The organism is Streptomyces albospinus (assembly GCF_014648695.1).
Taxonomy (GTDB): domain Bacteria; phylum Actinomycetota; class Actinomycetes; order Streptomycetales; family Streptomycetaceae; genus Streptomyces; species Streptomyces albospinus.
Genome location: NZ_BMRP01000003.1, coordinates 64,492 through 74,587, shown reverse-complemented (window position 1 = coordinate 74,587; position 10,096 = coordinate 64,492). Strand labels below are relative to the sequence as shown.

At 71.8% G+C, this 10,096-nt stretch carries 10 protein-coding genes; 4 read left to right on the top strand and 6 right to left on the bottom strand.

Annotation, left to right across the window (positions count from 1 at the left end; translation table 11 throughout):
- Nucleotides 1-81 precede the first annotated feature (81 nt).
- From IEZ17_RS05880 to IEZ17_RS05870, 3 genes are all read right to left on the bottom strand, one after another.
- Complete coding sequence (locus IEZ17_RS05880; RefSeq protein WP_159506923.1) at nucleotides 82-759, bottom strand: uracil-DNA glycosylase; 678 nt, start codon at nucleotides 757-759, stop codon at nucleotides 82-84.
- A 166-nt stretch (nucleotides 760-925) separates the two neighbouring features.
- Nucleotides 926-2,011 (bottom strand): WD40/YVTN/BNR-like repeat-containing protein, encoded by a 1,086-nt coding sequence (locus tag IEZ17_RS05875; RefSeq protein ID WP_189297144.1) that lies wholly within the window; start codon nucleotides 2,009-2,011, stop codon nucleotides 926-928.
- Nucleotides 2,012-2,102: 91 nt separating this feature from the next.
- Entirely contained in the window at nucleotides 2,103-3,206 is a 1,104-nt protein-coding gene (locus IEZ17_RS05870) for an NADH:flavin oxidoreductase/NADH oxidase (protein ID WP_189297142.1), read from the bottom strand.
- Nucleotides 3,207-3,404: 198 nt separating this feature from the next.
- Between IEZ17_RS05870 and IEZ17_RS05865 the strand changes: the two genes are divergently transcribed.
- On the top strand, nucleotides 3,405-3,776 hold the full coding sequence (locus IEZ17_RS05865; protein ID WP_189297140.1) for an ArsR/SmtB family transcription factor: 372 nt from the start codon (nucleotides 3,405-3,407) through the stop codon (nucleotides 3,774-3,776).
- A 21-nt stretch (nucleotides 3,777-3,797) separates the two neighbouring features.
- Here IEZ17_RS05865 and IEZ17_RS05860 read toward each other — a convergent pair whose 3' ends face one another.
- Entirely contained in the window at nucleotides 3,798-5,171 is a 1,374-nt protein-coding gene (locus IEZ17_RS05860) for an FAD-dependent oxidoreductase (protein WP_229851934.1), read from the bottom strand.
- A 195-nt stretch (nucleotides 5,172-5,366) separates the two neighbouring features.
- On the opposite strand from IEZ17_RS05860, the gene IEZ17_RS05855 reads away from it, so the two are divergent.
- A complete protein-coding gene (locus IEZ17_RS05855) occupies nucleotides 5,367-6,125 on the top strand; it encodes a DUF6214 family protein (RefSeq protein WP_189297707.1) in 759 nt (252 codons plus the stop codon).
- Between the two features lie 50 nt (nucleotides 6,126-6,175).
- Here the strand turns inward: IEZ17_RS05855 and IEZ17_RS05850 are convergent, their stop codons facing one another.
- Nucleotides 6,176-6,817, bottom strand: a complete 642-nt coding sequence (locus IEZ17_RS05850) for a TetR/AcrR family transcriptional regulator (RefSeq protein ID WP_189297138.1) — start codon at nucleotides 6,815-6,817, stop codon at nucleotides 6,176-6,178.
- 634 nt (nucleotides 6,818-7,451) lie between these two features.
- On the opposite strand from IEZ17_RS05850, the gene IEZ17_RS05845 reads away from it, so the two are divergent.
- Together IEZ17_RS05845 and IEZ17_RS05840 are read left to right on the top strand one after the other, a co-directional pair.
- The gene (locus tag IEZ17_RS05845) at nucleotides 7,452-7,889 is read left to right on the top strand and encodes a phage tail protein (protein ID WP_189297136.1); all 438 of its coding nucleotides are present in this window, start codon (nucleotides 7,452-7,454) and stop codon (nucleotides 7,887-7,889) included.
- A 40-nt stretch (nucleotides 7,890-7,929) separates the two neighbouring features.
- Nucleotides 7,930-9,231, top strand: coding sequence for a phage tail sheath family protein (locus tag IEZ17_RS05840; protein WP_189297134.1), 1,302 nt, complete (start codon nucleotides 7,930-7,932; stop codon nucleotides 9,229-9,231).
- 108 nt (nucleotides 9,232-9,339) lie between these two features.
- Here the strand turns inward: IEZ17_RS05840 and IEZ17_RS05835 are convergent, their stop codons facing one another.
- Complete coding sequence (locus IEZ17_RS05835) at nucleotides 9,340-10,071, bottom strand: MgtC/SapB family protein (protein ID WP_189297132.1); 732 nt, start codon at nucleotides 10,069-10,071, stop codon at nucleotides 9,340-9,342.
- Nucleotides 10,072-10,096 lie beyond the last annotated feature (25 nt).

Below are 10,096 nucleotides of genomic sequence, written 5' to 3'. Positions count from 1 at the left end.
GGGTCGGCGTACCAACCCGCAGGGATGTTCGCATTCGTCATGCCGGGAACACTATCGCCCGCTATCCGGCCCCGCCGGGGCTCAGGGCAGCCGCCAGTCCACGGGCTGCGCCCCCTGCCGCACCAGGAGATCGTTCACCCGGCTGAACGGCCGTGAGCCGAAGAAGCCCCGGTCCGCGGACATGGGGGAGGGGTGCGCCGACTCGACGGCCGGCAGGTCGCCGAGCAGGGGCCGCAGATTCCGCGCATCGCGCCCCCACAGCACCGCCACCAGCGGACCACCGCGGGCCACCAGCGCGCGGATGGCCTGCTCGGTGACTTCCTCCCAGCCCTTGCCGCGGTGCGCGGCCGGCTTGCGGGGAGCCGTCGTCAGCGCTCTGTTCAGCAGGAGTACGCCCTGCCGGGTCCACGGGGTGAGGTCGCCGTTCGACGGCCGGGGGAGCCCCAGATCGGAGTGCATCTCACGGAAGATGTTCTCCAGGCTCCCGGGCAGCGGGCGGACGTCCGGCGCCACGGAGAAACTCAGCCCGACCGCATGCCCCGGGGTGGGGTAGGGGTCCTGTCCGACGATGAGCACCCGCACCTCATCGAAGGGTTGCTGGAATGCGCGCAGAACGTTGTTGCCGGCCGGCAGATAGGTCCGTCCCGCGGCGATCTCCGCCCGAAGGAAGTCGCCCATCGCGGCGATCTGTCCGGCGACCGGCTCAAGTGCCTTGGCCCAGCCCGGTTCGACGATGTCTTGGAGAGGTCGTGCAGCCACGGGATCACCCTACTGGCCGCAGCCCGCTCCCCTTCAACCGTAGGCCCTGGCCCGGTCCCGCACCCAAGCGCCCGATATCCCACCGGATGCCCTGTCTGTCATCCCAACTCCCGCCCGTTTCCACTGTGTTGGCCCCGGCCGCCCGATCGTCCCCGGCACGGCCGGCTCACGCGACGGCGGCTGCGCGTACGCACAGCACATCGGGCAGGTGGGAGACGAGCTGCCGCCAGCTGTCGCCGTCGTCGGCGCTGGCGTACACCTCACCGTTGCGGTTGCCGAAATACACCCCGGCGGGCTCGGCGTCGTCGACGGACAGGGCGTCCCGGAGCACCGTGCCGTAGTGGTCCTCCTCGGGGAGTCCGTCGCTCAGGGGCTCCCAGCTGCCACCCGCGTCGGCCGTGCGGTACACCCGGCAGCGGTGCTCGGCCGGCACCCGGTCGATATCGGCGGTGATCGGGAAGAGGTAGGCGACATCGCCTCTGCGGGGATGCGCGGCCACCGCGAAGCCGAAGTCCGAGGGGAGTCCGCCGCCGATGTCCCTCCACGTGGCGCCGGCGTCGTCGCTTCGGTAGACGCCCCAGTGGTTCTGGAGGTAGAGCCGGTCGCGGTCGACCGGGTCCTGGGCGATCTTGTGGACGCACTGGCCGAACTCGGGGTGCTGGTCGGGCAGGAAGACGGCCTGCACGCCCTTGTTGGACGGCGCCCAGCTGGCTCCGCCGTCGACGGTGCGGAACACCCCGGCGGCGGAGACCGCGACGGTGACCACGTCGGCGGTCCGCGGATCGGTGACCACCGTGTGGACGGCGAGCCCGCCGCCGCCCGGCACCCACTTCTCGCGGCTCGGGTGGTCCCACAGGGCCCGTACCAGGGTGAAGGTCTCGCCGCCGTCCTCGGAGCGGAACAGGCCGCCGGGCTCGGTGCCCGCGTACACCACCTCGGGTGCCGCGGGGCCGGCCGGATGCAGCTGCCACACCCGTTCCAGCGAAGTCCCGGTGTACGTCGGGTAGGTGACGGCAGGGCGGGACGGTTCGTGCCAGGTCTCGCCCAGGTCGTCCGAGTGGAACACCGACGGGCCCCAGTGGGCGCTGTCGGCTCCGGCCAGCAGCCGGGGCCGCTCGCGGCGGGTGTCGATCGCGAGGGAGTACACCGCCTGCGCGGGGAAGTGCGGGCCGCTCACCTCCCATCTGCCGCGCCGCCGACGGCCGATGAAGAGCCCTTTGCGGGTGCCCACCGCGAGTAGTACGTCAGTCATGCCGGAACACTTCCGGGACGCCGTTGTCTCAGGTGTCGTCAGTGTGCACCCCGGCACTGACAACGGCGTCCCCGCATGGTGTCCGCGCAGGTCAGACGGCCCGGTGGTACGGGTTCGGGACATGCGCGGCGGCACCCAGCTCGCGGGCGGCGTGCTGTGCGAAGCTCGGCGAGCGGAGCAGTTCGCGGCCGATCAGCACGGCGTCGGCCCGGCCGTCCGCGACGATCTTCTCCGCCTGCTGTGCCTCGGTGATCAGCCCGACGGCGCCCACCGCGAGGCCGGTCTCCTTCTTGACCCGCTCCGCGAACGGCACCTGGTAGTCCGGCCCGGCGCTGATCCGGGCGTCCGGGGCGTTGCCGCCCGTCGAGGTGTCCAGCAGGTCGACGCCGTGCTCCTTGAGGTCCCGGGCGAAGCGCACCGTGTCGTCGGCCGTCCAGCCCTCGCGGTCGTCGGTCTCGTCCTCGCTGAGCCAGTCGGTCGCCGAGATCCGGAAGAAGAGCGGCAGCTCCTCGGGCCACACCGCCCGGACGGCGTCCACGATCTCCAGCGGCAGGCGCGTCCGGTTCTCGTACGAGCCGCCGTACTCGTCGGTGCGCCGGTTACTGAACGGGGAGAGGAACTGGTTGATCAAGTAGCCGTGCGCGCCGTGGATCTCGGCCACCTCGAACCCGGCCGCGAGCGCCCGGCGGGCGGTGTCCGCGAACGCGGCGACGAGCCCGCCGAGCTCCTCCCTGGACAGTTCCGTGGGCGTGCTGAACCCGTCCGCGAACGCCAGCGGGCTCGGGCCGACCGGCTGCCAGCCGTAGCCCTCGCCGGGGCGGATCGGGCCGCCGTGGTTCACCCAGGTCCGCTCCGTGGACGCCTTGCGCCCGGCGTGCGCTATCTGGATGCCGGGGACGCTGTGCTGGGCCTTGAGGGCGTCGGTGATCCGGCGGAACGCCTCGGTCTGGGTGTCGTTCCACAGCCCGAGGTCGTACGGGCTGATGCGCCCGTCGGGGCGCACCGCGGTCGCCTCGGTGAGGATCAGGCCGGTTCCGCCCGCCGCGCGCGCCACCAGGTGCTGGTAGTGCCAGTCGCCGGGCGCGCCCTCGGCCGGCCCCTCGGGGGCCGCCGAGTACTGGCACATGGGGGCCATCCAGAGGCGGTTCGGGATGGTCAGCGACCGAAGGCGGAGGGGCTCGAACAGTGCGCTCACGGCAGGCTCCTGTACCTGAGGGCGAAGGGGGGGGCCGGGGTCCCGCTGGATCCCGGCTCATACGATAGGCGTCGTAGTACGGTGAATGTCAAACTACGATGCCCCTCGTACAATGGGACCCTCAGAGGCCGCGGCGGATCCCGGGACAGTGCGGGCGACCACGCCGCCGGTCACCAGATCCGCAGCCCAGGAGCCGTCATGCCGACCGTTACGACAGCGACGGGCGCCCCCTCGGGCTCCCGGTCGCTCCCGCACCCGGCTCGCGAGGACATCCGGCTCGCCGACGTGCTGCACGCCCTCGCCGACCCGATGCGGCTGCGGATCGTCTGTGCCCTGGCCGCCGCCGAGGGCGAGCTGAACTGCGCGGACATAGAGCTCCCGGTCAGCAAGTCGACCTGTACGCACCACTTCCGGGTGCTGCGCGAGCACGGCGTCATCCAGCAGATCTACCGGGGTACGGCCAAGATGAACGGGCTGCGCCGGGCCGACCTGGAGGAGCTGTTCCCCGGTCTGATCGACGGCGTGCTGCGGGCCGCCGGGCTCCAGGAGCGCCGCCTCGGTGAGCAGTGACCGAGGCGGCGCCCGCCCGCCTCAGCGGCCGACCATCACCGAGCGCGCCGCGGTCAACAGCCCCTCCCAGTCCGGCAGTTTGACGGTCCCGCGCCCCAGGCCGCGGCCCCACTCCGCCTCCGCGGCCTCGATGGCCAGCCAGCCGCGCCAGGGCACCGGCCGCTGCCCGGCTCGCTCCAGCGCCGCCGCCGGATCCCCGGCCGGCATCCGCCGCGCCAGACCGGCGGCATCGGCCAGCAGCGCCGCCGCGGTCTCCTTGGCGCACGGCCGGTTGGTGCCGATCACCCCGGTGGGGCCGCGCTTGATCCAGCCCGCTACGTAGACGCCGGGGTACGGCGCCTCGTCCCGCATCACCCGCCCGCCGGCGTGCGGCACCGTCCCGGTCGACTCGTCGAACGGCAGCCCGGGCTGCGGCAGTCCCCGATAGCCGACCGACCGCAGCACCAACTGCCCCTCGATGTCCTCGAATTCACCCGTTCCCGTGACCCCGCCCCGCCCGTCGGGCACGGTCCGCTCGAACCGCACCGCACGCACCCCGGTGGCCTCGTCGCCGAGCAGTTCGGCAGGCCGCAGGAAGAACCGCAGATGGATCCGGCGCAACCGCCCCACCCCGGCAGCCATGGCCACCGGACGCTCGGCCCAGCCGCGCAGCACCTCGACGTTGCGCCGCAGCGGTGCCGGCAGCTCCGCCGGATCGCGGTACGCCGGGTCCAACGCCAGCTCCTCGGGCCGCACCCGCACCTGCGTACCGGGCAGCGACCCCAGCTCCCGCAGCTCCTTGGTGGTGAACTTCGCCTGCGAGGGCCCGCGCCGGCCGACCATCCACACGTCCTCGACGCAGCTGTCCGCCAGCGCGCCCAGCGCCCCCTGGGGCATGTCGGTGGTGGCGAGTTCGGCGGCGCCCCGGGACAGCATCCGCGCCACGTCCACCGCCACGTTCCCCACGCCGATCACGACGGCGGAGCGCGCCCCGAGGGTGAAGCCCTCGGCCGGTGCGTCGGGATGCGCGCTGTACCAGGCGACGAACTCGGTGGCCGGATGGCTGCCGGGCAGCTCCTCGCCGGGGATGCCCAGATGCCGGTCGGTGGCCGCGCCCACGCAGAACACCACCGCGTGGAAGATCTTGCGCAACTCCTCAAGGCTCACACCCCGGGCGCCCACTTCCACGTTCCCCAGGAAGTGCACCCGTGGATGCTCCAGCACCGTCCGCAGGTTGTTCTGGAGCGATTTGATCTTCTCGTGGTCCGGTGCTACGCCATAGCGCACCAGCCCGTACGGGCAGGGCAGCCGGTCCAGGACATAGACCTCGATGTCCGGGACGGCCTCTTGCTCGACCAGCGACTGGGCGGTGTAGACACCGCTCGGTCCGGAACCGATCACTGCGACACGAAGCACGGGTGGCCCCTTCCGCGGAGTACCCCCAGGATCGCACCGGCGGGCGTGCGGCGGGAGAGCTGAGCTATCGGGGTTGCTCCCGGTCCGATGAGCGTGCCGCGCCCCTTGGCCGGGTCGGCTGGAGGCTAGGTTTTTTTTGTGTCGGAAAGTGACTTTTATACCGTTAATCACCGATATAAAGCCCAGGACGCGGCATTGGAGTGGCCCAGTTGGGAGCTTCGGGCCCACGGCTCGGCCGCGCCCGAACTGGGCCCCTGGTTCAGCGCCCGCCTGACCTTCGTCGACGGCGCCCGGATCGATGTCCTGGTGACGACCTCCGACGACCACCTCACCGTCGAGGACGTACGCGCCGATCCTCCGCTGACGCTGGACGCCCTCGCCGCCCTCGCCCGCTGGATCGACGGCCCCCTCGACGACGCCTGCCGCGCGGCCACCGGCCGCCCCCCGAAGTCCCCGCCCGTCCCGGAGTCGACGGCGGGCGGTACGGCGGGGAAGGGCGACGGCGGGGTGCTGCCGGGGGAGCAGCGGACGGGGACTTCAGGGGGCGACGCACCGGCGGAGGGCGTCGTCCGCGGTGAAGGCGCGCTCTGCGGAACGGGCACCGGGACCCCGCTCGGCGCGCCGGCCGACGCACCGCCCGATCCGGTGCCGGGGGAGACCGCATCCGGTGCATCCGCCGATCCGGCTGATCCGGCGGACGCCGCTGCCGATGCCGCCGCTGCCGAGCCGGTGAGCGACTCCTCCGCCGCCGCCCGCTCCGCCGTCCTCGTGCGATCGCGGGCCAGCGAACGCCGCAAGCTCGCCGCGGACGCGTACCGCGCGGCCCAGAAGGATGGCCGGGACCCCGTACTGGCCGTCATGACCGCCACCGGCCGCAACCGCCGCAGAGCGCTGCGCCTGATTGCCGGAGCCCGCGACGCCGGCCTGCTGACACCGCGCCACAACAAGCGCTGACGGCGCCGGCGCGGCGAGCGCCGCCGGCCGGCGCCTGCCCGCGTGACCGGCTAGCGCAGCCCCTGTGTCGTCGACCCGGCAGGTGGCCGCGCTCCGGGCGCTACCCCCAACTCCCAGTCCAGCCCGTACCGTTGGAACAGCTCGGCACGCAACCGGACGCGGGGCATCTGCGCTCCCGGGAGGAGCATCGGCACCACCGACCCCATCAGCAGCGCCCGCAGCAGCGGATAGTCGGTATCGGGATCGGTCGACCCGTACGCCACCACCGTGTCCCGCAGCAGCTGGGCCAGCCGCTGCTGTTCGGGGCACTGGACGAAGCCGGCGGCGGTCAGGATCCCCGCCATGTGCGTGCGCATCAGCAGCGGCTCGTCGTGGGCGAGGCCCAGGATCGCGTCGATGGCACGGGCCATCAACTCCCGCCCCGCGTCCGGGCCGGCGGGCTGCGGCGCCCGCTCCAGCGCTGCCTGGAGCGTACGGTGCATCAGCCGGTGCACGGCGGACTGGAGCAACTGGTGCTTGCTGGGGAAGTAGTACGAGATCAGCCCGCGCGCGGCCCCCGCACGGTGGGCGATGTCGCCCAGCGTCGTGGCCTCGTAACCGCGTTCGCCCACCAGCTCGACCGTTGCCTGCAACAGCCGCTCGCGGGAGCGCCGTCGCAATTCTTCATTGACCGATGCGCTGCGGGGGGACATGCTGTAACTCCTGCGTTGACTGGCTGAGAGCCAATATACTCAGCACAGCTGGGGATGTCCGACCCGAGTGGTTCGGAAATCCGGCCAGGCTTCCTGGTTCGGGCGACGCGGGGGATCGCCCGAATCGGGTTGGGATGGGGCCGGAACGGTCGCCGCGCACTGCTCACCGCAGTGCCGCGGAGATCGTTCCGGCCCCTGTTGCGTTGCGACGCGATCATGTCCGGTCGCTGCCGGTCGTACGGTTGCGCCGAAATCGCTCGCCCATCCGAAATGGCCTCACTCTGAAGGGTGATTACGGGAAAGTAGGGCGGCCGGGAGACCGGGCGGGCACCGAAGCGCGGGTACGGCTTCCGGCTGGTACGCCTGATGTGACGCCTCGACAGGGAGGGCCCCGCCGTATTGCCACGACATGGACGCCAACTCGGCGCAGTGGTGGACTACTTGCCGTTTGAGCGGCGGTACGCGCTGACTGAGGCGGCAGCGGAATGCGTTGCCGGGCGGCCACTTGGCGGGGGGCTGCGTCCGTACGGATGCCGGGCGCGGCGTGTTCGAGGCGCCGGCGCACCGCGGAAAACGGCAGGGAAAGCCGGAAAGGGGTCGAGAAGAAGCCGAGTAAAGGGGAGAGGGGCGGGCCGTGTTGACCGGTGACACCTTCAGCAGCAGCTTTGCCATGGAACTCGGAGAGTTCCAGGTCGAGACCGTGCAGCAGGTATCGGGGCTCACCCTGGAACAGGATGTGGTGGAGGTCCGGGAGGTCCCGGCCACCGGCGAACTTCTCGTACGCGAGCAGCCCGGCGCACGCAATTCCGGGGAGATCACCATTACCCGGGGCATGGACAAGAGCACCGCCTTCACCGACTGGATCAAGGCCACGCTGGACAATGCCGATCTCGACAACGCCTGGCAGAACATGCCTCTCTCGCTCATCGACGCCAGGAAGCAGACCGTCCGCCGTATCCATCTCGGCAATGTGTGGGCCTCTCGTTGGGAGGGGTGCTCGCTCGGTGCCGCGAATTCCGGGGCGGCGACGGAGCAGGTGACCATCGCCTACGAGGACTTGACCGTCGAATGACCCGTATGAACCGTCCGCATCAGGATGAGGAGCACCGCGTATGACACCGCCCGAACCGCCCGGGGTCCATGTCACGGAGAAACCCTGTGGCGAGCGGACGATCGCCGGCGCGAGCACGTCCGTTCCGGCCTTTCTCGGCTATACACGGGAGTCCCCGAAGGACGATCCCCACGCGGCGGTCAGGCCGTACACGAACGCGGAACGCCGAACTCCGCAACTGGTCCGCGGCTGGCGCGAGTTCGTCGTCCGCTACAGCATGGAGGGACTGACGCAGGAGCAGGCAGAGGCCGCCGAACCGAAGGACCGGCACGCCCTGGAGCGGTGTTTCACCCTGGCCGAGGCGGTCCACGGTTTCTTCGCCAACGGCGGGCGGTCCTGCTATGTGGTGGGGTTCACCGATCCGACGCGACCGGTGACCGCCGCGACGCTCGCCGGCAGTGCGGAGGACCGCACCGGACTCGGCGGGCTGGTGACCGAGCCAGGGGTCGGCATGGTCGCGGTGCCGAACCTCTGGGAGATGACCCGGGCCGTTCCCACGACGGAGGAGCCCGGCGCGGTGACCCCGGCGGACGGCAAGGTCCTGATCGAGGCCGTGCTGAAGCACTGCACCGAGATGCACGACCGGCTCGCGCTGGTCGATCCGCCGCCGGACCTCCTTCCCGGTGCGGTGGAGACCTTCGCGAACGGGCAGTTGGCGTCCCCCACCACCGTCGACGCGGCGTTCACCGCGCTGTACTACCCCTGGGTCACCGTCCCCGGTATCGAAGGGCGGCAGCGGACGGTGCCGCCGTGCGGCCATGTGGCGGGGGTGTGGGCCCGTACGGATGCCGAGCGCGGGGTGTTCAAGGCGCCCGCCAACGAGGTCCCGCACGGCGTACTGGAGATCCCGGTGCTGCTGACCGACGAGGAACAGGGCGCGCTCAACGCCGTGGGCGTCAACTGCCTGCGGGCCTTCCCCGGGCGGGGACTGCTGGTGTGGGGTGCGCGGACGCGGTCGACGACCCGGGACTGGAAGTACCTGAGCGTGCGGCGGCTGGTCTGCTTTCTGCGGGACTCGATCCAACAGTCGTCTGGATGGGCGGTCTTCGAGCCGAACGATCAGCGGCTGCGGGAGACGCTGCGGCATGCGGTGTCGGCGTTTCTGATGGACCAGTGGCGGCAGGGGGCGTTGGCGGGGCGCACACCGGAGGAGGCGTTCCACGTCGTCTGCGATGAGTCGAACAATCCGCGGGAGAAGCAGGACGCGGGGGAGGTGCACTGCGATGTCGGGGTGGCGCCGGTGCGGCCCGCCGAGTTCGTGCACTTCAGCGTCGTGCAGATCGCCGGGCAGGTGGGGAAGTAGCGACGTGGTGCGGCGTTTGCTGTGGTCGGGGCGGCGGCACCGGTACGTGGAAGCCGCCGCGACCGCCTTCTGTCACGAAGGCGAGGTCGCGGCGGCTCCCCGATGCGCTCAGGCCAATACCCGCTGCTCCGCGGTGACTTCGCCGTCGCTGAGGTGCCAGTGCAGGTCCCGTACGCCGGGCTCCAGCGAAAGGCGGGTGATGACCTGCTCCAGGGCCTGGGCGATGTCGCCGGAGACGGTGACCGCGGCGCGGAAGCCGGTGGTGTCCTCGGACTCGCGGCTGGCCCGGAGGCCGGTCGGGGTCAGCCCGGAGGCGGTCAGCGCCTGGAGCAGGAGGGCGCGGATGTGCGTCTCGGCGCGGCGCTCGCAGACCACGTGGACGGTGGCGTGGACGGCCGCGTCCGGGTCGGACCCGGAGGCCGGGGCCCGGTCCAGCAGCCGCCCTGCCGGGCGCAGTACGAGGTGTACGGCGAGGACCGCGAGGGTGCCCAGGACGGCGAACTCCAGCCGGCCGGAGGCGGCCAGTACGCCGACCGCGGCCGAACACCACAGCGTGGCCGCGGTGTTGAGCCCACGCACTCCCGCCCCGTCGCGCAGGATCACCCCACCGCCGAGGAAGCCGATACCGGAGACGACGTAGGACGCCACCCGGGTCGGGCTGCCGGAGTCGCCGACGGCCGTGCTGTAGAGGACGAACAGGGTCGCGCCGGCGGCCACCAGCGCGTTGGTGCGCAGCCCCGCCATCCGGGCGCGCCATTGGCGCTCGACGCCGATCAGGGCTCCACAGGCGACGCCGGTGGCGAGCCGGATCAGGAAGTCGATGAGGGTGAGGGTGTGCATGGTGCACCTCCTTCGGTGGCCGGAA

Bases quoted from the DNA above. Each gene is read 5' to 3' on its own strand.
- IEZ17_RS05865 (WP_189297140.1), top strand. From the start codon at position 3,405: ATGCCGACCGTTACGACAGCGACGGGCGCCCCCTCGGGCTCCCGGTCG.
- IEZ17_RS05875 (WP_189297144.1), bottom strand. From the start codon at position 2,011: ATGACTGACGTACTACTCGCGGTGGGCACCCGCAAAGGGCTCTTCATC.
- IEZ17_RS05850 (WP_189297138.1), bottom strand. From the start codon at position 6,817: ATGTCCCCCCGCAGCGCATCGGTCAATGAAGAATTGCGACGGCGCTCC.
- IEZ17_RS05835 (WP_189297132.1), bottom strand. From the start codon at position 10,071: ATGCACACCCTCACCCTCATCGACTTCCTGATCCGGCTCGCCACCGGC.
- IEZ17_RS05840 (WP_189297134.1), top strand. From the start codon at position 7,930: ATGACACCGCCCGAACCGCCCGGGGTCCATGTCACGGAGAAACCCTGT.